This window comes from Streptomyces sp. NPDC025793, from assembly GCF_055558375.1.
In genome coordinates this window covers 1-19350 of record NZ_JBVHMR010000063.1, presented here as the reverse complement: position 1 = coordinate 19350, position 19350 = coordinate 1, and the positions used below count along the sequence as shown (strand labels likewise).

Here is a 19350-nt window from a genome sequence, read left to right as displayed (position 1 = left end):
ATGAGGTTGGATCGCAGTGCGGGTCTCGCACACCAGCCTCGCTCCTCCCGGGACGGTGAGTTCGATGGTGCTGCATCCGGCTTCGACGCTGCTGCTGACGTGGACGAGGACTACTCCGGGGGCCTCGGTACGTGCTCGCATCGCTCTGCGGCAGGCGTTGGGGCCACTGCGTCTGGGCGAAGAATCCACAGCCGACGCGGTCCTGGCCGTGTCGGAGCTCGTGGCGAACGCTACGGAACACGCCCGCGGCCCCTACCAATTGGTGCTGCGGCATACCCCACGGCATGTGCTGTGCGAGGTCCGCGACTGCGATCCCGACATACCGCGTTTTCCGGATGCCCCAGAACGGGGACACGGACTAGAAAGCATGGCAGCCGGGCTTGGTGAGCGCGGCCGCGGGCTGTTCATCATCGAAGAGCTGACCGGCGGAGCCTGGGGCTACCGCGTCCCCGGGGACGGCACCAAGATCGCGTGGGTCGCGGTTGCGAAGCACACCCAGCCCGGTGTCCCGTCGGTGGGACCACGACTCACCTGAGGCTCACCCATGCGAACGGATACTGACGACCATGGACATACTCCTTGTCGAGGACGAGGTCGAGCTCGCCCAGATGCTCGCCGACGGACTGCGTGGCGAAGGCATGGCCGTGCGCGTCGCCCATGACGGCGCCCGCGCCTTGGAGCTGACCGCTGCCACCGACTTCGACTTGGTGATCTTGGACCGGGATCTGCCCGGCATCAGCGGCGACGCCGTATGCCGCACCCTGGTCGCCTCGACCCACCCCGCCCGCATCCTCATGCTCACCGCGGCCGGCACGATCTCCGACCGTGTGGAGGGTCTGGGGCTGGGAGCCGACGACTACCTGGCCAAGCCGTTCGCTTACGTGGAGCTGGTGGCCCGCGTGCACGCCCTGGCCCGCCGCCGCGGCGCACCAGGGTCGCCTACAGTGCTGGAACGCAGAGGTGTTCGGCTCGACACCGCACGCCGACTCGCCGAACGGGACGGGCGCCCCCTCGGCCTCACCCGCAAGGAACTCAGCGTGCTGGAGGTGCTGCTCGCGGCCGACGGAGGCATCGTGACCACCCGAGACCTGCTGGAGCAGGTGTGGGATCCGTACCTGACGCCCGAGACCACGGCCGTCAAGGTCGCGGTCTACCAGCTGCGCAAGAAGCTGGGCGACCCCCCGCTGATCGAGACCGTGCCCCGATTCGGGTACCGACTGTGAAAGCCACCCGCATCCGAGGTCCGTGGCCCGCTGTCCTGCGGCGCCTGTCGCTGCGCAACCGACTCACCTTCCTCTACAGCACGGCCATGCTTCTCGCCGGCAGCGTGCTGCTCGCACTGAACTGGTTCTCGGTCCGGCAGGTCATCGGCGCACGGGGCCACAGCCTGGTGCCCTTGCTCAACAGCGTCCCGGCTACCCCCTCGCTACCCGCCACCTCGAGCACGCCCGCGCACGCCTTCGACTCCTTCGAGAGCGCCGTCCTCGACGACCTGCTGCTGCGCTCGGGCATCGCCCTGGTCCTGCTGACCGCCTGCGCGGCCTTCCTAGGACGCGGACTCGCCGGCCGCTCCATCGGCCGGCTGGAGAGGGCCTACGCCGCACAACGGGTCTTCACCGCACAGGCGTCCCACGAGCTGCGCACCCCGCTCACTCTGCAACGCACCGCCCTGGAAGTGCCTCTCGCCCAGGGCCGGGTACCGGCCGACCTGCAGCCGGCACTCCACCGGGCACTCGCGGCGACCACGCGCAGCGAGGAACTGATCGGCTCCCTCCTCGCCCTCGCCAGAGGCGAAAGCGGCACCCTGCACCCGACCGGCACCGACCTGCGCCGTCTCGTCGCTTCCGCGCTCACCGACGTCGGCGAGGACATCGAGAAGCTTCACCTCCTGGTCCGCGCGGAACTCGATCCCGCTCCCGTGGAGGGCGACGTCCCGCTGCTCGCCCAGCTCGTGAGCAACGTCGTCATCAACGCCGTCCGTCACAACGTGCCTCGCGGGCAGGTGCGCATCACGACCCGGCACGACCGTGCCGGCGGTCGCAGCATGCTGATCGCCTCCAACACCGGTGCGAAGCTGGAGGAGGCGGTGACGGCGGACCTGTTCACCCCGTTCCGCCGAGGCACCCCCCACTCGAGTGCCCCCCGCGGCAGCGGTCTGGGCCTCTCCGTGGTCAAGGCGGTGACAGACGCCCACCACGGCACCGTCGAAGCACGATGCCGTGCGAGCGGGGGCCTCGAAGTGCGTGTGACGCTCCCGGACCGCTCCCCCTCCGCGTGACACGGCCGTTACTGAATTTCGGCGCTTCAGGGTGATGGTGGTGGGAGGTCGAGGGAGAGTCCGGGCCCGGCAACGAAACCGTCGAGGAGCTCCGGGCGGTACTGGAGGCGTTTGAGTCAGTTGCGGACGAGGGCCTCGAGCCGGTCGAGAGCCGCGCTCGCGAGGTTGGCGAGACTGCGTTTGACGTGGGCCCACAGGTACTCGACCGCGGTCAGTTCAGGTGCATAGGAGGGCAGGATGAACACCGTCAGCCACTCCCGTGCCTCGATCAGCTCGCGCATGGTGTGGGAGACGTAGGTGTTCAACCGGTCCCATACGAGCACGATCGGTGCCTTGACCAGCTGGTGCATCCCGTCGATCGGGCCGATGCAGTCGTCCTCGGACAGGCTGCGGCGCTCGCCCTTGCGTCCGGTGTGCAGCCGCAGCCGGTTGCACAGCCGGGTCTTCGAGCCCGGACGCGTCGCGATCAGCCCGGCGACGGAGACCCTCCCGGAACGGCGGCCGGACACTCTCACGACCGGGGTGATGCCCCGCCTGCCCCAGGTGCGGCCCTTCGGCGGCCTGCGGGTGAACCCGGCTTCGTCCTCGAAGCAGATGAAGCCGTCACAGGCCGCCCGGGCGCTTTTACCTCCCCCACGTCGCCTCCTTCCACACGGCGATGGCCTGCTCGTCGCGTTCCGCGGCTCTGCGAGCAGGAGCCTGCGGGGTGAACCCGAGCCGGCGCATCAGCCGGGTGGCCCCCGAGACGCTGTAGGAGACGTGGAACTTCCTGCCGACCAGCGTCGCCACCCGCGCACCGGTCCACACCTGGTCCGGGTCCCAGCCGTGCGCAGCCGGCCCCTCCTCCAGGTACGCGGCCAGCTTCTCCAGGCAGCGCGGGGACAGCCGGCAGCGCGATCCGCTCGGGCCACGGGAGGCCAGAGCCCGAACACCGCCGTCCCGCCATAGCTGATGCCATGGACAGGCCGACTTCGGGCTCACCCGCAGGCGCCGTGCCACCTCCAGCGGCTTGATCTTCCGCTCGAACAGCTCGGCCGCCTGATTCCGTACCGTCTCCCGGCGCCACCGTCCCGCAGCAGACACCCCGCCCCCATCCCCACCTCTCACACACCACCAGATACAGCCAGCACTGCCAGCCCATCAGGGACTTCGAGCGAGTTCACCCTGACGAGCCGCAGTCAGTAGGACCGTGAAGCCATACGGCCCTGCGTGCCCACCGTGTCCCCGTCGCCCGCCCGCGAGGGACGCGGGGAGCCGGGCGGGCGACGGGTGACAGCCAGGTGGCCGTGTGGGGACTGCCACCACGAGCTCCACCCTAGGAACGCACCGGTGAGCCAGTGGTGAGTGCAGGCCGAATCCGCCCAGCCCCGGCCGCCTGGGCATTCGCTTGTCTCGTTGGACGGCTGCCCCGGCCGACGGTTACTCCGGTCGGTGAGCTGAGAGTGAGTCGTCGTCTTACCGGGCCGACACCGCACCTGCCGTACCTCTTGTCGTGTTCGTGGGCGGACCTTCCGCCCACTTCCTGTGGAGGTTTTCCATGCGTGTGCGAACGCGGGTGTCATCCGTGGTTCTGATCATGTCCGGTGTCCTGCTGGTCGCCGGCTGCGGCAGCGGTCCCGACGGCGGCAGGAACGACGTCGCATCCGTCGACAAGAAGGGCGCTACCGCGCCCTCGGTCGACAAGGAGTCCACATATCGCAAGTTCGAGAGCTGCCTGCGCGACCAAGGCATCTCCGGAGTGACGGTCGGTGACAACGGTGTGGGCCTCAGTGCCTCCGGCGCGGACAAGAACGGCGGCTCCGACGATCAGAGCGACGCGCAGGCCATCGACAAGGCCATGGCGGTCTGCAACAAAAAGGTTCCGGGCATGCAGCAGCTGCAGGCCCAGCATGACGAGAAGGCCGTGCAGGACGCCCGCAAGTTCGCCGCATGCGCCCGCAAGAACGGTATTCCGAACATGGCCGACCCGGGCGTCGTCAACGGCGCTCCGCAGCTGAAGATGCCCGACGTCCCCCCCGAGACCTGGACCAAAGTCCTTCAGAAGTGCAAGGACTACATGTCGGGCGGCGTGGGCCTCGTCAACGACGGGGGCAACCAGTGAGTACGGCCCCCGAGGCCGGACCTCAGGACCGGTCCGGCGACAACACAGAGTCCGAGGACTGCTCTTCCCCCACCGTCCGCCGTCGTAATGGCCGACGCCGTACAGGCCGCTCCCGCCGAGTCGCCGGCGCGGTCATCGCCGCCACGGCCGTGGCCGCCCTGGCGGTCACGGCGCAGCAGCAGGGCTGGCTGAGTGGCCAGCACGGCGGCACGGGTGGCGGCCTCGCCAAGCCCCAAGCGACCGCCGTGGTCGAGCGCACGACCCTGTCGACCGGCATGGACGTCAAGGGCGCTATCGGCTACGGGCACGAGATCGAGGCCGTCGGTCGTGCCGGCGGTACCCTCACCGCCATCCGGCAGGTGGGGGACGTCGTCCAGCCCGGGCAGTGGCTGTGGGAGCGCGACGGAGTCCGCATTCCGTACTTCCGGGGCGACCGCCCGCTATGGCGGGTGCTGAAGAAGAACAGAACCGGGAAGGACATGCAGGGCGAGGATGTCCGCGCCTTGAAGAGGAACCTCATCGCCCTCGGATACGCGGAAGGGCTGGGCCTGACCGCCGACGACACCTTCACGACCGCCACCGAGATTGCCGTGAAGCGGTGGCAGAAACAGCTGGGCAGCTCTCAGACAGGGGAGGTCGACCCCGGATCGGTCGTCGTGCTCGACATGCCCCGCCTGCGCGTGTCCCAGACCGTGGGCGTCGTGGGCTCATCCCTGACAGGTACAACCCTGCTCAAGGTCACCGGCACCCAACTGGTGGCCACCGCCAAGATCTCGTACGAGCAACTGTCACGTCTATCACCCGGGACCGGCCTCAAGGTCGGCCTCCCCAACGGAAATACGGTGAGCGGCAAGGTCACCGCCGTGCACATCAGCGCCCAGCAACAACAGGACGGCGGCGGACAGGACCAGAGCGGGGACAACAAACAACAGTCGGAAGTGACCGTCTCTCTCCCGGACGAGAAGACCGTGAAGGCGGCCGGCCCCGGACCGGCCACTCTCACCGTGAGCGACCACAAGGCCAACCAGGTACTCGCCGTCCCGGTCACCGCACTCCTCGCCCTCGCGGAGGGCGGCTACGGTGTCGAGGTCATCCAGTCCGACGGGCAGCACAAGCTCGTACCCGTGACGATCGGACTCGTCGCCGACGCCCGAGCAGAAATCACCAAGGGCGACATAAAGGAGGGCACCAAGGTGGTGATTCCCGAGTGAGCACCGGCACCGCAGCCCCCGTTCCCGTCCTGGACCTGGTCGACGTCGTCCGCGAGTTCCCCAGCGACCCGCCGACACGTGTCCTGCACGGCATCAACCTCACCATCGAAAAGGGCGAACTCGTCGCTGTGGTCGGCCCTTCCGGGTCCGGTAAATCCACACTCCTCGCCCTCCTGGGCACCCTGGACCGGCCCAGCTCCGGCAGCCTCGCAGTCACCGGCCACCCGGTGGACCAGCTCAGCGAAGCCCAACTGGCTGTTCTGCGCGCCCGCGACATCGGATTCGTCTTCCAGCAGTTCTTCCTCATGCCCGGACTCAGCGCGGTGGAGAACGTGGCCACCGGTCTGCTGTACTCAGGCGTCGAGCCCTCGGAGCGGCGACGCCGTGCCACCGACGTGCTACAAACCGTCGGCCTCAGCCACCGACTCCAGCACAAGCCGAACCAGCTCTCCGGCGGAGAGCAGCAGCGCGTGGCCATCGCCCGCGCCGTCGTCGGCACACCGCGGCTGCTGCTGGCCGACGAACCCACCGGTGCCCTCGACACCCACTCCGGGCAGGAAATCGTCGAGCTGCTGCGCACCCTCAACTCCCTAGGTACGACCGTCGTAGTCATCACCCATGACGCCGAACTCGCCGAGTCCTTCCCCCGCCGGATCGGCATCCGCGACGGACGCATCGCCTTCGACAAGCGAGGGCCGTGGCTGTGACTCCTTTCCTCACTCCCCCGCGTGGCGACGCGCAGACCCACCACGTCGAACCGCTGCCACGGCCCGCCAGGCTGCGGCCGGGCGACATCCTGCGGCAAGGGACGCTCGGACCACGCATCCGGCGCCTGCGCGCCATGCTCTCCGCCCTCGGCATCGCCCTGGGCATCGCAGCCCTGGTCGCCGTCACAGGTGTATCGGCCTCCAGCAAGGCCCACCTACTGGCACAACTCGACAGGCTCGGCAGCAACCTGCTCACCATCTCACCCGGCAAGGGCCTCGACGGCACGCAAACCACGCTGCCGCCGCAGGCGGAGAAGATGCTAGCCCGTATCGGCCCGGTCCAGCAGGCAACCGCCATCACCACCACCGACGCCAAGGTGTACCGAACCCCCTACATGCCCAAGGACCGTGACGGCGGCCTGCAAGTAGTGGGCGCCCGACGCAACCTGCTGTCAGCGCTGCGCGGCGAACTCGCAGCCGGCCGCTGGCTGGACGCCCCCTCGGAACACCTGCCGACCGTGGTCCTCGGCCATGACGCCGCGGAAGCGCTCGGCCTCTACACGCCGGGGACACGGGTGTGGATCGCAGACCACTGGTACGCCGTCATCGGCATCCTGCGCGCCAATGAACTCGCCCCTGAGATCGACCGATCCGTGCTGATGAGCTGGAGCAACGCCGTCAAGAACCTCAAAGCCAACGGCACGGCGAGCACCGTCTACCTGCGCACCGACCCCGACAAGGTCTCCGCCGTCCAGAATGTCGCGGGTGCCACCGCTAACCCGGCCGCACCACAGAACGTCGCCGTCTCCCGTCCCTCCGATCTCCTCAAAGCCCGCTACGAGACCGTCTCCGGGCTCAACAGCCTCGTCATCGCGCTGGCATCCGTCGCCTTGCTGGTGGGCGGTGTCGGCATCGCCAACACCATGGTCGTCGGCGTCATGGAGCGCCGCGGCGAGATCGGTCTGCGGCGCTCACTGGGCGCACGCACAGGACAGATCGCCACCCAGTTCCTCATCGAAGCCGCCGTCCTCGGCGCGGTCGGCGGCATCATCGGCGCTTTACTCGGCGCCATCGGCGTCTTCGGATACGCCACCTGGGAGAACTGGCCCCCAGTAATCCCTCCGACCATCCTGGCCACCGGACCCGCCGTCGCCATGGCAGTCGGTGTCCTGGCCGGCCTCTACCCGGCCCTACGGGCATCCCGGCTCGCTCCGACAGAGGCGCTGCGCTCTCTTTGAGCAAGAATCGCCAACGCGGCCGCGTGCGGGTCACGTGGAGAGTGTTGAACCCGTGGAATCCGATGATCTGGTCGCGTCGTTGTCCATGATCAGGCCAGTCGGCGGGAGGCAGCCACCGAAGATGAGGCCGGTACTGGATCTTCCTCAGTGTCTGCTTGATCACGCGGGTCAGCTGGCTGAGGTCAGCCGCAGCGAAGTCGGCCACCCGGCACACGACCGAGCTGTGCTTCACCCCGACCCAGGCGTCCTGGGCCAACCGCATCGCGCCGACAGGCCGCTGCGCGGCTTCGTCCTCTCAGGTGCCCGCCAGACGGGAAGCGGCTCCGGCAGGCGAGCCAGTGTCATCGCTCTCCGGCCGCCGATCGTTCCCTCATGCAGGGCGACATCCGCGGCCGCGGCCTGGACCGAGGCGTCGTCGGTCACGTCGATCTGAATGAACCGGGCGCCGAGCGACTCGGCCGCGGCCCGACCGCGCTCACGGTGGCGGGCACCGAGGAGGACGGTGTGCCCCGCCTCGACGAGGCGCCGAGCGGTTTCAAAACCGAGGGACTTGTTGGCCCCGGTGATGAATGTGGTGGTCATGCTGGTCCTCCTGGTCCGAACAGCACGGTCGTGCGCTGTTCACGCACTCCATGCTGGGTTCCTGGGAGGGTTGGCGGGAGCTACGGGACTTCGTGGTACCGCGCGTACCACCCAGCAGCCTGGTCCACCGGACGAGGCAGAAAGCGAGCCTTCATCCCTGAGGAGACATCCTCTGGACCCCTACGGCCGCAAGGAATTCGAGATTGCTGCGGGCGTCGGTGCCTGGCTGCGGCGTGTACACCACGAGGCGGAGGTTCGTGTCCTGGGTGTTGAGGATGTCGGAGTTCATGGCGATGTCTCCGACATCCGGGTGCTGGACGAGTTTGTGCGCGCTCTGGTGACCGCCCACCGCTCGGCGGCTCCACAACTCGCAGAACTGTGGGCTGAGGTTCAGCCTCGATACCAACGCCGCGAGGTCGGGATCGTCGGGGTACCGGCTCGTCGTCGCGCAGGTCGGCGACGAGGGACTCCTCGAACGCCACCCGCTCGGCCGCCGTCTGCCGGACCCGGGGCAGCTCACCCAGGAACTGCCAGACCAGGACGTTGCGGTCTCCCACACCGCGGACCGTGGGATCGCCGAATGCGGCCGCGAACAGCGGATTCCAGTGCAGCAACTGCCAGGTGGCGTCGTAGATCGCCAGCGGGTTGCCGCCGAGTTGGTCCACGATCCGGTACAGGCTCCATGGGATCGTTCGTGGGACCCGGCTCGGATCCGCTGCATGACCGGCCATGCGGAAAAAGTGAGCTTGCTCGTCGTCGGACAGGTGCAGGGCGCGAGCCAGGGTTGAGCAGACCTGCGCCGAGGGTGTCGCCACCCGTCCCTGCTCCAGCCGGACCACGTACTCGACCGGGATGCCGGCCAGCATCGCCAGCTCCGCGCGTCGCAGACCGGGGACCCGACGGGGCGAGCCGTGTGCGAGGCCCACCGTCGCGGGGTCCAGCCGGTCCCGCCACGCCCGCAGCGCTGCACCGAGTTGATCCATGCACACCATCCTCCCGCACACCCCGCCCCGCTGGGTGGTACGCGCTGTACCACGAAGTCCCGTAGCTCCCGCCGACGCTCCCCGGGGGCTCAGTGTCGAGTCGTGAACGGCGCGCAACGATGCTGTTCGGAGTCAGGAGGAGCAAGCATGACCACCACGTCGAACCACTACGTCACCGTGCTGTGGGAAGCCCGGGCCAAATCCGGGAAGGAAGCCGCGATGAAGGCGTTCATGACAGCCGCCGTCACCGCATCGCGCTACGACGCAGGCAACATCGGCTACAAGGCTCACCAGGTCGAGGGACAACCGGGCGTGTTCGTCATCTTCGAGCGCTGGGAGAGCCGCGAGGCCCTCGAAAGCCACCTGCAGGCACCCCGCATGCAGGACCTGGTGCCCCAACTGCTGGGACTGATGGACGGCAGCATCGAGGACGGGATCCGCTTCCTGCAGCCGTTCCGCCCGGAACGGTAGGCCGACCCGGAGCACGGCGGTCGTGATCGTCGTCCTCCGACGCTGAGCGGTTTCGAGCAGCAAGACGGCAACGCGGACACGGCCGTGTCCTTCGTGATCGCTGAGCGTAGAGACACCATGATCACGTGGACCCGCACCTGCTCTGCGCCCTCCCCCACACCCGATACCTTTTGCCGGTCGTTCTTACCCGATGCCGGCCGAGGGGGTATCGAGGGAGGACGCCTCGCGGAGGGCCTCACCGAGGGTCCCGAGCGCGCACCGCCACCGCGCACAGCGGGGCGCCTGGCAGCCCGGTCAGTTGCTCGGATGGGAGGCTGCCCAGCCGTGTTCGAGCAGCGCGAAGGCCTCGTCGGCAGCTCGGCGCGGTTCGGCGTGCCGCAGGATGAGGCTGCGGGCCTCAAGGGCGAAACGGGCCAGGGCGGCGCAGCTGACGTCATCCTCGGGCGCACCCACCGCCTCGGCGACGGCCCTGGCCAGGGCCGCTTCGTGGCGCGTCCACATGCGGTGGGCGTAGTCGCGCAGCGCGGGGGTCTCCTCTACCAGGCGCGTGAAGTCGGCGAACCGCGGGTCGGTGGCGTGGACGGCGAGTTGGGTCTGTTTCAGCAGGAGGTGCTCGCGCAGCGCCTGCGGGATCGACTGGCCCGGGGTGCGTTCGCGCACGGCGGCGACGAGTTCTGCTTCCAGTTCGTCGTCCTGATCGAAGACCAGGGCTTCCTTGCCGGAGAAGTGTTTGAACAGGGTGGTCACCGAGACGTCGGCACGGTCGGCGACGTCCTTGACGCCGACCTGGTCGTAGCCGCGCTCGAGGAAGAGCTCAAGCGCGGCGTCGGCCAGGGACTGGCGGGTCTGGGCCTTCTTGCGCTCGCGGCGCCCGGTCGTTTCGGTCACTCGCCCACCGTACCTCGAAGTGCAGTCGCTGCGAAAGTTTAGTCATTGCGCTTATTTATCGAGTGTGCTTTCTTGGTGATGCCGGGTCTCCCGCCGGCTCACCCACCTCCCGAGGGGCACTCCCATGAACTCTGCTCGTGATCCCCGCGTCGCGATCGTCGGCGCCGGCCTCGGCGGCCTGACCTGCGCCCGAGTCCTCCAGCAACACGGCCGCTCCGTCACCGTCTTCGAACGCGAGGCATCCGCCGACGCCCGCCCGCAGGGCGGCTCCCTCGACATGCATCCCGACACCGGCCAGGCCGCCCTCGGTGCGGCGGGACTCCTCGACCGATTCCACGCCCTCTGCCGCCCCGAAGGAGACCAGTGGCGCGTGCACGACTTCGCCACCGCCGCCCTCCTGGCGCAGCAGGGACCTTCCGCCGACGGCGGCCGGCCGGAGATCGACCGAGGCCAGCTGCGTGGTCTGCTCCTGGACTCGCTCACCGAGGGCACAGTGCGGTGGGGCCGTGCCGTCACCGGCGTCACCCCGCTGGCGGACGGCACCTGCCGGCTGCTGTTCGGTGACGGCACCGCCGAGGACTTCGACCTGGTGGTCGGTGCCGACGGCGCCTGGTCACGCGTGCGCCCGGCTCTGTCGTCCGCCGTACCCGACTACACCGGTGTCACCTTCGTGGAGACCGGATTCGACGACTGCGACACCCGCCATCCCGACCTCGCGCGGCTGGTCGGCAACGGATCCATGCTGGCGAAGGGCGCCGGCAGGACCTTGGTGGCCCAGCGCAACAGCAACGGCCACATCCGCGCCTACATCGCGCTCCGCGCGCCCAAGGACTGGCATGAGGCCGCCGGTATCGACCTCGGCGACCGGCGGGCCGTGCGGACACACCTGGAGAGGTTGTTCGACGGCTGGGACGAGAGCCTGCGCTACCTCCTGCGGAACAGCGACCACGGGTTCATCCACCGGCCCCTGTTCGTCCTGCCCGCCCCGCACACCTGGGAACACGTTCCCGGCGTCACGCTGCTCGGCGATGCCGCGCACCTGATGCCCCCGGTGGGGCTGGGCGCCAATCTCGCCATGCTCGACGGCGCCGACCTCGCCCACGCACTGGTCACCGAGTCCAGCGTCGACGACGCCGTCCGCGCCTACGAGAGCATCATGCTGCCGCGCTCGATCGAGGCCGCGACGGGGAGTGCGAAGGGACTCGACCACCTCGTTCCTGCGACGGCCTCCTGAAGGGACTTGTATCCGACCGGCTGACTGAGCAGGGCAAACAGATCCGCGATCGTGAGCCGCAGGCGTCGCGCCGGCCGCCCCACGGCCCGCGCCGCATGGGGGTAGGCGGCCAGGAGTCTGTCGAGACGTTCGTGTCCTGCATTCTCGGCGAGCTCGGGCTTTGCGGCCCCGTTCAGGTTGGTCGTGTACTCCTACCGCCGGGGCCGAAGCGGGTCCGCACAGCGGCCGGCCGTGCGGCATCGAGGTGGGTCGCGTGGATGTATGGGTGAAGCGGCCGGACGGCGCCGCCTACGGCGCTTCTCACAGGGCGAGCGCGGTTCGCGCCAGCCCGCGCAGCCAGGCGTGGGCCTGGTCGGTGTCGTAGCGCTGATGCCACGACAGGTAGACCGGTGCCGGCGGCAGTTCGAGCGGGAGAGGGAGCACGACCAGGCCGAGGTCGGCGACCGCGGACCGCGCGGTGGCTTCGGGGACGCTGATAAGGAGATCGGAGCCGCGCGCGAACTCCAGCGCGGCCGCTTCCGTGGGCGCGGCCGCCACCACGTGGCGGGTGAGGCCGAGCCGCGCGAGGGCGTCGTCGAGGGCATTGCTGAGGTTTCCACGTCGCGAGACGGTGACGTGCTCAGCGGCGGCGTATCGCTCCGCGGTGACGGTCCTGACGCGAGTGAGGGGGTGCCCCTTCCTCACGACGATGACGAGACGGGTCTCGCCCACGTTCTCGGCGCGGATGTCCGGTGCGCTCGGGCGGTTGGCGTTCGCCTCCAGGTCGACCTCGCCGCGCCGCAACTCGGGGGTGTCGATGCTCGATTCCGCGACGAAGCGCAATCGCACGCCCGGCGCCTGTCCGCGCACGGCCGCGAGCAGTGCGGGGCCGCTCAAGGCGACCAGGGAATCGTGCCAGCGGAGTGTGAAGGTGCGCTCCAGCGTTGCCAGATCGAGTTCACGGCTCGGTGCCAGCACCCCTTGGACCTGGTGCAGCAGCTCGTGTACCTGTTCCCGGACGGCGATCGCATACGGCGTCGGGGTCATCGTGCGGCCGGTGCGCACCAGGATCTGATCCCCGGTCGTGCGCCGGATTCGGCCCAGACTCCGGCTCATCGCGGGGGCGGTGACATGCAGGCGCGCGGCCGCCCCGGCCACACTCCCCTCCTCCAGCAGCGCGTCGAGCGCGGCCAGCAGGTTCAAATCCAATTGCATGGGAGTAATCCTAGCCGTGCTTTACATGCATTTGAAGTTAATCAAGGGGCTGTATACCGTCGAGACCAGAGCGCTGAACCGAGCGCACAGTTCGGCCAGAAGAGCCTCATCACCTCCTTCTCACAAGGGAGTTCACCATGTCCGAATCGCTTCAGACCACTGACGCCGCCGCCTTCGGCGCTGGCCTGCTCAGCCAGACCGCGAACACCGTGCGTGAGGCCGGTTCGGCGCTGCGCGAGCGCTTCGGCGAGGTGGTCCGCTACCAGACCCGCGAAGAGCTGATGCGCGCCCTCGCCGCCAACGACCACACGGCCCTCGACATCCTGCGCCCCCGCCTCACGCGCCTGCGCCCGGACGCCGGCTGGGTGGAGGACGAACTGGACGGCGGGGCGCTGCCGCCCGGTGAATGGTGGGTCGTGGATCCGGCCGAAGGCAACGTCAACCACCTGCACGCCCTGCCGGAGTGGGCGGTGACCGCCACCCTCGTGCGAGACAACCAGCCGGTGCTCACCGCGGTCCACCTGCCGTTGACCGGCGAGACCTACACCGCGCTCGCCGGCGCGGGCGCCCACCTCGACGGCCGGCCGCTGCACGTCTCCCAGAGCGCGGACCTCGGCCTGAGCATCGTGGCCACCAGCCAGGCCCGGCCGGACGAGGACGAGAAGGTCGTGCGGCGCGTCGGCTCCTCGATCACCGCGATGCTCTTCGACGCGCTCGTCGTGCGCACCGCCGTGCCCGCGACCCTGCACCTGCTGAACGTGGCCGCCGGCCGGATCGACGCCTTCTGGCAGTTCGCCGGTGCCCGCTCGGACCTGCTCCCCGGGGCACTGCTCGTCACCGAGGCCGGCGGACAGATCTCCGACGCCCAGGGCCGCCCCTGGACCCCACAGAGCGAAAGCCTCCTGGCCGCCGCCCCCGGCGTCCACGCCCAGACCGTCGCCACGCTCTCACGCTGACCGCGCACCACAACCCGCACCCGCGAAAAGGACCACACCATCATGACCACGATCGCAGTTCTCGGAAGCGGCCGCGTCGGCGGCAACCTGGCCACAGCCCTCACCCGGGCAGGGCATGAGGTCACCGTGGCGGACCGCACACCGGGCGCCGCCGCCGACGCTGCCCGGACAGCCCGGATCGTCATCAACGCCACCCCGGGAGCCGGCTCGCTGGACCGGCTCGCCGCCCTGCGCGAGGAACTGCGCGGCAAGATCCTCGTCGACGTCTCCAACGCCACCGCCGACGGACCGGACGGACTACCCGCCGACCTGATCTACCCCGGCTCAAGCCTCGCCGAGCAACTCCAGGACGCCCTCCCCGAAACCCGCGTCGTCAAAACCCTCAACACCATGCTCTTCCCTGTGATGACCGCGCCGGCCACGCTCACCCAGACACCGACCGCGTTCCTCTCCGGCGACGACCCGCAGGCCAAGCAGACCGTCGGTGAACTGCTCACCGACCTCGGCTGGCACAAGGAGTGGATCACCGACCTCGGCGGAATCCAGACCGCCCGCGCCACCGAGGCCGCGATCCTCTTCGTCCCGCACGTCATCCGGTCCACCGGATTCACACCCTTCGCGATCTCGATCGCCCGCTGACCATACGCAGCGCACCGCCCCCGGCAGACCCACATCCAGAACGGATACGACAGCGCAGCCAGGGCCGGCGTATCAGTGCCGGACGGCATCACACTGCGGCTGCTCCACTCCAGCGACTTGTAGAGATGGGAACAGTCATTCCCATTCGTGTCGTTTCGCCGGCTCCAGGAAGGTCCTCATCATGTCCCTCGACCCCCAGATCGTTGCCCTGCTCGAGAAGTTGGCCGAAGGAGGCGAACGGGCACCGGAGAGTCGAACGGTCGCGGAGAACCGCGACCTCGTGAGCAGCTTCTCCACCTTCGCGGGCGACGTCGAGCCCGTCGGCAGCGTGCACGACGCAATGGCCGCCGCCGAAGGCCTCGAGGTCCCCATCCGTATCTACGCCCCCGCCACCCTCCCGCGCTCCGGGCCGCGGCCCGTGACAGTCTTCTTCCACGGCGGCGGATGGGTCCTCGGAGACCTGGACAGCCAGGACCACATCGCCCGCATCATGGCCAACCGCTCCGGCACGATCGTGGTCTCGGTCGACTACCGGCTCGCGCCCGAACACCGCTTCCCGGCGGGGATCGAAGACGCCTACGCCGCCCTGACATGGGTCGCGGCCAACGCCGGAAGTTTCGGCGGCGACGGGCAAAGCATCGCGGTGTTCGGCGAGAGCGCCGGCGGCAACCTCGCCGCGGCCCTCGCGCAGGAAGCGCAGCGGCGCGGGGGACCTCACATCGCACTGCAGGTACTGGCGTACCCAGCGGTCGACCGGTTCGACGACAGCCCCTCCATGTACGAGAACATGGCCGGACCGCTGCTGAGCCGCAGCTGGCTCGAGTGGTTCTGGGGCCTTTACCTCAACACGCCCGACGAAGGCGCCGACCTGCGCGTCTCGCCGGCGCGCTCCGACGAGCTGGCCGGACTTCCTCCCGCCGTCATCGTCACCGCCGAACACGATCCGCTGCGGGACCAGGGTGACCGGTACGCTCAGAAGCTCGCCGAAGCCAACGTGCCGGTCACGCACCTCCCGATCAAGGGTGCCACCCACGCCTTCTTCTCGTTCACCGGTTCCGTGCAGCTCTCACGGGACGTCTTGCGTCAGCTCGGAGATGCCGTGGCCACGGCGTTCAACGACTGACCCGCCCACCCTCGTGACGATCATCAGGCAGCGGCTGAGTGAGCTACGACGGCGTGCCTTTGCAGGGCGCACCGGGGAGATCGAACTGTTCCGGTCGATGCTGGGCGCAGGCGGCGCGCTTGTTCTTCAGGATCCCGGCGGCATCGGCAAGAGCGCACTGCTGGATGTTCTGGCCGATGTCGCCGTGACTGCGGGCGCCGCTCCGATCACGATCGACGGCCGCCACGTGCCGCCGGTCCCAAGTTCCCTTGAAGCGCATTCCATCGGCGGCCGGGCGGTGCTGCTCCTCGACAGCGGCGCTGGACGTCCTGCGCTCCCTGGCGTCGGCCCCGCTGCGGGTGCAGGGGCGCGCCGAGGAGAAGGTCAGCACCTGAGTCGTCGCCGTAGGACGCGGGACATGCGGGGCCCGGCCTGTGCTGCACAGGCCGGGCCCCGCATGTCTGCTTCAGGACGGTTCGGTGGCCGCTGTCTCACCCGAGCGTCTTGGGGCGGACGGCGGCTGTCCCCGCTCGCGCGCCCGTACGGTTCACCCGGTGCTGCGCCAGGAGCGCAGACGGTCGGCGATGTCGTAGACGGTGAGCCGCAGCGCGCGAATGTCGGTGATCAGGTCCCGCCACGGCTCGAAAGAGTCGCCGATCTCCTCCCCGGAGGCCCGGATGTACGCCACCGCCACGCCATACGCGAAGTACGCGTTGCGGGCCGGCAGCGGGCGCAGCAAGACCAGCTGCTCAAGTAGGGCGGCAGCCCGCCAGTAGGCGTCGGGCTCACCCACGGCGGGGACGAACCGTTCTCGCTGCAGTTCTTCCCGCGGCTGTCGGCCTGGGACAGCGAACCACTCAACGCCCGCCGTTCGGCACTGCTCCTGGCGTACCGCGTGCACCGACGCCCTTGTTCCTCACCGGGGCATTCCCGCTCGGCACTGCGGCGCCGACGGGATCGGGTGCGACGGGCATCGTGCGTACTGGGGGGCCGGACGGGGCGCGCAGCCACGCCGTGCGGGCGGCTAGGGAGCCCAGCGCGAGCGAGGCCAGGTGGCCGACGTCCGCGAGCTCCTGGTCGTACAGCAGCGCGGCCGTCAGCGCCGCGGCCAGCAGCGGCAGGCCATAGCGGCGGAGCCGGCCGGCGGTGAGAGCGAGCAGGCAGGCGGTGGTCGTCACCAGACCGTAACTGATGCCCACGTCACGGGCCCGGGTGGGCACGCCTGGCAGATGGGCGACGTGCATCAGCCACAGGGCGCCCTCGGTCAGCAGGGTCGCGGTGAGGTGACCGAAGACGAAGATTCCGCACGCCCGCAGTGTCCCCCAGCGCCACTCGGCGCATCCCAGAACCCCGGCCACCGCGGCGATACCGACCACGGCCGGTACACCGTCGACCACCAGACCGCTCGTGAACAGGGTCCACCACTTGCCGACATCCAGGTGGTGCACGTTGCTGCTGTTGTGGCGCATGAAGCGGGCCCGCTCCGCCGCCGGTTGTCCCTTCAGCCACCAAGCGGTGAGCAGCAGGGCCGTCACGTATACGGCGGTACCCGGCAGCCGCCGTCTCAACGTCTCCACAGCCCTCATTTCCCTGCTTTCGTACGCTTTTGATCGACGCTTGTCACCCGAGATCGGGCACTCAAGGGCGATGTGCCCGCTCTTCCAAGAGACCGTCAGCCACCGCGGCCGGTTCCGACGGCGGCCAACATGAGAGGGGTTCTCACCAAGCGATGCTGTAGTAGGTCTCCGTTGGGTCCGCCCGGCACGCAAACTGATGGGTAGCCATCAGTTTGCGCACACTGCGACGTTCGTGCTGCCAGAGGTCGCTCCGCGCGTCGGCGGTGGGCAGGGGTGGCGCGGGGTGCGGGGCGGGCTGGTGTGGAAGCGGAGCGGGTGTTCGGCCTGGCGTATGGGTGGTGTGCCGGTGGTGGGACGAGGCCCTGTACTGGGAACAGGAGAAGGTCTGGCCGCGTCGGCTGCACCAGGTCGCGGGCGGCAACGCAGGGAATGACCTGGACCGGTGGCGGAGCGCGGGACACGCATCGGTGGTCTACCCGGAAGTGGTCGCCGTCGAAGAGGCCCTGCTCGAGCCAGGGACGGCCGAGCAGTTGTCGTGCCCGGAGCGGCTGGTGAACCGGCCAGTGCCACCGATCTGCAGCGCCCGGGCGTAGCGCAGATGACGCCCTGGTGGTCGCGCACGGTGGCGGGGCCGCCTGGGGCCACTCTGCACACCTTGCAACCACCCGGCGTAGACCGCCGGAGCGGACGGCTCACTCATCGCGTCCCCCGCGAGACCGATGTAGATCACATTGACCGGGACACCTTGTTCCGTAGAGGGTTGGCCCCGTGGAGGGGGTGCTGAGCGGTTTCGCGGTGATCGCGATCGTCATCGCGGTGGGCTACGGCCTCAGCCGCCGCGGCACCCTCGGTGACCAGGGCATCGAGGTCCTCACCCGGCTGGCCTTCACGGTGGCGGGCCCCGCGCTCCTCTTCACGACGCTGGCGAAGGCCGACCTGTCGGTCCTCTTCTCCTCGCGCCTGCTGGTGACGGCGCTGAGCACGGCCGCGGTGGCCGGTTTCTTCGCGGCGATCGGCGTGCTACGCGGCTGGGACGCGGGCCGTACAACGATCGGCGCCCTGTGCTCCGGCTACGTCAACTCGGGCAACCTCGGCATCCCGATCGCGGCGTACGTCCTGGGTGACGCGAGCCTGGTGGCGCCTGTGTTGTTGTTCCAGGTGGTCCTGGTGACTCCGCTGGCGCTGACGATCCTGGACCTGTCGGGCATGGGCGAGAAGGGCGGGCTGTGGCAGCGCCTGCTGACCCCGCTCCGCAACCCGATAGCGATCGGCTCGCTGTCGGGGGTGGTGGTGTCGGCGGCAGGCTGGCACGTACCGGGCCCGGTGATGAATCCGCTGACCCTGATCGGCAACATGTCCGTACCGGCGGCGTTGCTCACCTTCGGCATGTCGTTGCACGGCAGCGCGGCCCCTGGCCGGGGGCGAGACCGTCAACTGGTCCTGCTGTCGGTGGCGTTGAAGTCCCTGGGCCAACCGGCCGTGGCGTGGGTACTGGCAAGGGGCGTCTTCGGCCTGCACGGCGCCCCGCTGCTGGACGTGGTGGTGACCTCGGCTCTGCCGGCCGCGCAGAACCTGTTCACGTACGCGAGCCGGTACCGGGTGGCCGAGTCCCTGGCGAGAGAGTCCATCCTGCTGTCGACGGTGGCGTCGGTACCGGTGTTGGTGGGGGTGGCGGCGGTGTTGGGATGAGGGTCAGTCGACGGGGAACTCGCCAGTGTCGAGCTCCAGGTCGAACGGCTCCGGAAGCAGGAGCTCGTCGCAGAACTTGCCTGCGTGCAGGACGCGATAGACGTCTGCCTGCGGCTCGCCGCACAGCGTGATGATGGCAGGGTGGTGTCGTTCCGAGGATCCGTCCGGTTTGATCACGTGATGCCGAAGATGGCGAGTGGGCGGCGGGGGTCGCGGGCATGGTGGCGGAGCCCGGCGGCGATGTTGTCGTGGCCCGCGTGCCGGAGTGCACCGATGGCGAGGTTGCGCAGCTGGCCATCGCCCGGGGGGGGGCGGTGCCTGTGCGCCTTCACACTGATCTCACCGCGCCATAGACGTAGAACGCTTGGGGAGCCAACTCGCACGCTCGCACGCCGACTGGAGCACTCAGTGGGCGTTAAGTCCGATCTTCCTCGGTTCGTGATCGCTCGATCGTGGTACTGACAGCCGTACGAGCCGTCGGGTGGGCATGTCCATGTTGA

The 19350-nt window shown here is 69.3% G+C and carries 19 protein-coding genes and 4 pseudogenes; 13 read left to right on the top strand and 10 right to left on the bottom strand.

Annotated elements, in window-relative coordinates; translation table 11 throughout:
• Nucleotides 1–64: 64 nt before the first annotated feature.
• From ACZ4MF_RS44830 to ACZ4MF_RS44820, 3 genes are read left to right on the top strand one after another with little or no spacing between them, the layout of a single operon-like run.
• Nucleotides 65–535 carry an ATP-binding protein gene (locus tag ACZ4MF_RS44830; protein WP_467499641.1) on the top strand — a complete coding sequence of 157 codons (471 nt, stop codon included), beginning with the start codon at nucleotides 65–67 and terminating at the stop codon, nucleotides 533–535.
• A 31-nt stretch (nucleotides 536–566) separates the two neighbouring features.
• A complete protein-coding gene (locus ACZ4MF_RS44825) occupies nucleotides 567–1223 on the top strand; it encodes a response regulator transcription factor (protein ID WP_467499639.1) in 657 nt (218 codons plus the stop codon).
• Nucleotides 1220–2278, top strand: coding sequence for a sensor histidine kinase (locus tag ACZ4MF_RS44820; protein ID WP_467499637.1), 1059 nt, complete (start codon nucleotides 1220–1222; stop codon nucleotides 2276–2278). Before ACZ4MF_RS44825 ends, ACZ4MF_RS44820 begins: the two co-directional genes overlap by 4 nt.
• Nucleotides 2279–2304: 26 nt before the next feature.
• Here ACZ4MF_RS44820 and ACZ4MF_RS44815 read toward each other — a convergent pair.
• Nucleotides 2305–3385, bottom strand: a pseudogene (locus ACZ4MF_RS44815) (IS630 family transposase).
• Nucleotides 3386–3842: 457 nt separating this feature from the next.
• Between ACZ4MF_RS44815 and ACZ4MF_RS44810 the strand changes: the two are divergent.
• The 4 genes from ACZ4MF_RS44810 to ACZ4MF_RS44795 are packed head-to-tail and all read left to right on the top strand — an operon-like array spanning nucleotide 3843 to nucleotide 7535.
• A complete protein-coding gene (locus tag ACZ4MF_RS44810; RefSeq protein ID WP_467499635.1) occupies nucleotides 3843–4379 on the top strand; it encodes a hypothetical protein in 537 nt (178 codons plus the stop codon).
• Nucleotides 4376–5590: a peptidoglycan-binding protein gene (locus ACZ4MF_RS44805; RefSeq protein WP_467499633.1), complete on the top strand. Its 1215-nt coding sequence runs from the start codon at nucleotides 4376–4378 to the stop codon at nucleotides 5588–5590. Before ACZ4MF_RS44810 ends, ACZ4MF_RS44805 begins: the two co-directional genes overlap by 4 nt.
• Complete coding sequence (locus tag ACZ4MF_RS44800; protein WP_467499631.1) at nucleotides 5587–6297, top strand: ABC transporter ATP-binding protein; 711 nt, start codon at nucleotides 5587–5589, stop codon at nucleotides 6295–6297. Before ACZ4MF_RS44805 ends, ACZ4MF_RS44800 begins: the two co-directional genes overlap by 4 nt.
• Entirely contained in the window at nucleotides 6288–7535 is a 1248-nt protein-coding gene (locus ACZ4MF_RS44795) for an ABC transporter permease (protein WP_467499629.1), read from the top strand. Before ACZ4MF_RS44800 ends, ACZ4MF_RS44795 begins: the two co-directional genes overlap by 10 nt.
• A gap of 30 nt (nucleotides 7536–7565) precedes the next feature.
• On the opposite strand, the pseudogene ACZ4MF_RS44790 reads toward ACZ4MF_RS44795, so the two are convergent.
• The 3 pseudogenes from ACZ4MF_RS44790 to ACZ4MF_RS44780 all read right to left on the bottom strand — a co-directional run.
• A pseudogene (locus ACZ4MF_RS44790) lies at nucleotides 7566–7740 on the bottom strand (IS630 family transposase); the annotation flags it as partial.
• Nucleotides 7741–7895: 155 nt separating this feature from the next.
• Nucleotides 7896–8117 (bottom strand): annotated as a pseudogene (locus ACZ4MF_RS44785) (SDR family NAD(P)-dependent oxidoreductase); the annotation flags it as partial.
• Between the two features lie 151 nt (nucleotides 8118–8268).
• A pseudogene (locus ACZ4MF_RS44780) lies at nucleotides 8269–9100 on the bottom strand (helix-turn-helix domain-containing protein).
• 147 nt (nucleotides 9101–9247) lie between these two features.
• On the opposite strand from ACZ4MF_RS44780, the gene ACZ4MF_RS44775 reads away from it, so the two are divergent.
• On the top strand, nucleotides 9248–9571 hold the full coding sequence (locus ACZ4MF_RS44775; RefSeq protein WP_467499627.1) for a putative quinol monooxygenase: 324 nt from the start codon (nucleotides 9248–9250) through the stop codon (nucleotides 9569–9571).
• A gap of 294 nt (nucleotides 9572–9865) precedes the next feature.
• Here the strand turns inward: ACZ4MF_RS44775 and ACZ4MF_RS44770 are convergent, their stop codons facing one another.
• Nucleotides 9866–10459, bottom strand: a complete 594-nt coding sequence (locus tag ACZ4MF_RS44770) for a TetR/AcrR family transcriptional regulator (protein ID WP_467499625.1) — start codon at nucleotides 10457–10459, stop codon at nucleotides 9866–9868.
• 124 nt (nucleotides 10460–10583) lie between these two features.
• On the opposite strand from ACZ4MF_RS44770, the gene ACZ4MF_RS44765 reads away from it, so the two are divergent.
• Nucleotides 10584–11693 carry an FAD-dependent oxidoreductase gene (locus ACZ4MF_RS44765; RefSeq protein WP_467499623.1) on the top strand — a complete coding sequence of 370 codons (1110 nt, stop codon included), beginning with the start codon at nucleotides 10584–10586 and terminating at the stop codon, nucleotides 11691–11693.
• A gap of 300 nt (nucleotides 11694–11993) precedes the next feature.
• On the opposite strand, the gene ACZ4MF_RS44760 is transcribed toward ACZ4MF_RS44765, so the two are convergent.
• Complete coding sequence (locus ACZ4MF_RS44760) at nucleotides 11994–12887, bottom strand: LysR family transcriptional regulator (protein WP_467499621.1); 894 nt, start codon at nucleotides 12885–12887, stop codon at nucleotides 11994–11996.
• Between the two features lie 137 nt (nucleotides 12888–13024).
• Between ACZ4MF_RS44760 and ACZ4MF_RS44755 the strand changes: the two genes are divergently transcribed.
• From ACZ4MF_RS44755 to ACZ4MF_RS44745, 3 genes are all read left to right on the top strand, one after another.
• Entirely contained in the window at nucleotides 13025–13843 is an 819-nt protein-coding gene (locus ACZ4MF_RS44755; RefSeq protein WP_467499619.1) for a 3'(2'),5'-bisphosphate nucleotidase CysQ, read from the top strand.
• Nucleotides 13844–13885: 42 nt separating this feature from the next.
• Nucleotides 13886–14482: an NADPH-dependent F420 reductase gene (locus ACZ4MF_RS44750; protein WP_467499617.1), complete on the top strand. Its 597-nt coding sequence runs from the start codon at nucleotides 13886–13888 to the stop codon at nucleotides 14480–14482.
• A 181-nt stretch (nucleotides 14483–14663) separates the two neighbouring features.
• Nucleotides 14664–15605: an alpha/beta hydrolase gene (locus ACZ4MF_RS44745; RefSeq protein ID WP_467499615.1), complete on the top strand. Its 942-nt coding sequence runs from the start codon at nucleotides 14664–14666 to the stop codon at nucleotides 15603–15605.
• Between the two features lie 43 nt (nucleotides 15606–15648).
• Here ACZ4MF_RS44745 and ACZ4MF_RS44740 read toward each other — a convergent pair whose 3' ends face one another.
• The 3 genes from ACZ4MF_RS44740 to ACZ4MF_RS44730 all read right to left on the bottom strand — a co-directional run bounded on the left by ACZ4MF_RS44740 (nucleotide 15649) and on the right by ACZ4MF_RS44730 (nucleotide 17161).
• Complete coding sequence (locus tag ACZ4MF_RS44740) at nucleotides 15649–15975, bottom strand: hypothetical protein (RefSeq protein WP_467499613.1); 327 nt, start codon at nucleotides 15973–15975, stop codon at nucleotides 15649–15651.
• A 156-nt stretch (nucleotides 15976–16131) separates the two neighbouring features.
• Nucleotides 16132–16377, bottom strand: a complete 246-nt coding sequence (locus tag ACZ4MF_RS44735; protein ID WP_467499611.1) for a hypothetical protein — start codon at nucleotides 16375–16377, stop codon at nucleotides 16132–16134.
• A 64-nt stretch (nucleotides 16378–16441) separates the two neighbouring features.
• Nucleotides 16442–17161, bottom strand: a complete 720-nt coding sequence (locus ACZ4MF_RS44730) for a rhomboid-like protein (protein ID WP_467499610.1) — start codon at nucleotides 17159–17161, stop codon at nucleotides 16442–16444.
• 768 nt (nucleotides 17162–17929) lie between these two features.
• On the opposite strand from ACZ4MF_RS44730, the gene ACZ4MF_RS44725 reads away from it, so the two are divergent.
• A complete protein-coding gene (locus ACZ4MF_RS44725; protein WP_467499608.1) occupies nucleotides 17930–18850 on the top strand; it encodes an AEC family transporter in 921 nt (306 codons plus the stop codon).
• Nucleotides 18851–18853: 3 nt separating this feature from the next.
• Here ACZ4MF_RS44725 and ACZ4MF_RS44720 read toward each other — a convergent pair whose 3' ends face one another.
• On the bottom strand, nucleotides 18854–19027 hold the full coding sequence (locus tag ACZ4MF_RS44720; protein WP_467499606.1) for a hypothetical protein: 174 nt from the start codon (nucleotides 19025–19027) through the stop codon (nucleotides 18854–18856).
• Nucleotides 19028–19350: the final 323 nt, after the last annotated feature.

Excerpts from the sequence above, each read along its gene's own strand:
- ACZ4MF_RS44755 (WP_467499619.1), top strand. The coding sequence starts at position 13,025 with ATGTCCGAATCGCTTCAGACCACTGACGCCGCCGCCTTCGGCGCTGGC.
- ACZ4MF_RS44765 (WP_467499623.1), top strand. The coding sequence starts at position 10,584 with ATGAACTCTGCTCGTGATCCCCGCGTCGCGATCGTCGGCGCCGGCCTC.
- ACZ4MF_RS44830 (WP_467499641.1), top strand. The coding sequence starts at position 65 with ATGGTGCTGCATCCGGCTTCGACGCTGCTGCTGACGTGGACGAGGACT.
- ACZ4MF_RS44825 (WP_467499639.1), top strand. The coding sequence starts at position 567 with ATGGACATACTCCTTGTCGAGGACGAGGTCGAGCTCGCCCAGATGCTC.
- ACZ4MF_RS44775 (WP_467499627.1), top strand. The coding sequence starts at position 9,248 with ATGACCACCACGTCGAACCACTACGTCACCGTGCTGTGGGAAGCCCGG.
- ACZ4MF_RS44760 (WP_467499621.1), bottom strand. The coding sequence starts at position 12,887 with ATGCAATTGGATTTGAACCTGCTGGCCGCGCTCGACGCGCTGCTGGAG.
- ACZ4MF_RS44745 (WP_467499615.1), top strand. The coding sequence starts at position 14,664 with ATGTCCCTCGACCCCCAGATCGTTGCCCTGCTCGAGAAGTTGGCCGAA.
- ACZ4MF_RS44750 (WP_467499617.1), top strand. The coding sequence starts at position 13,886 with ATGACCACGATCGCAGTTCTCGGAAGCGGCCGCGTCGGCGGCAACCTG.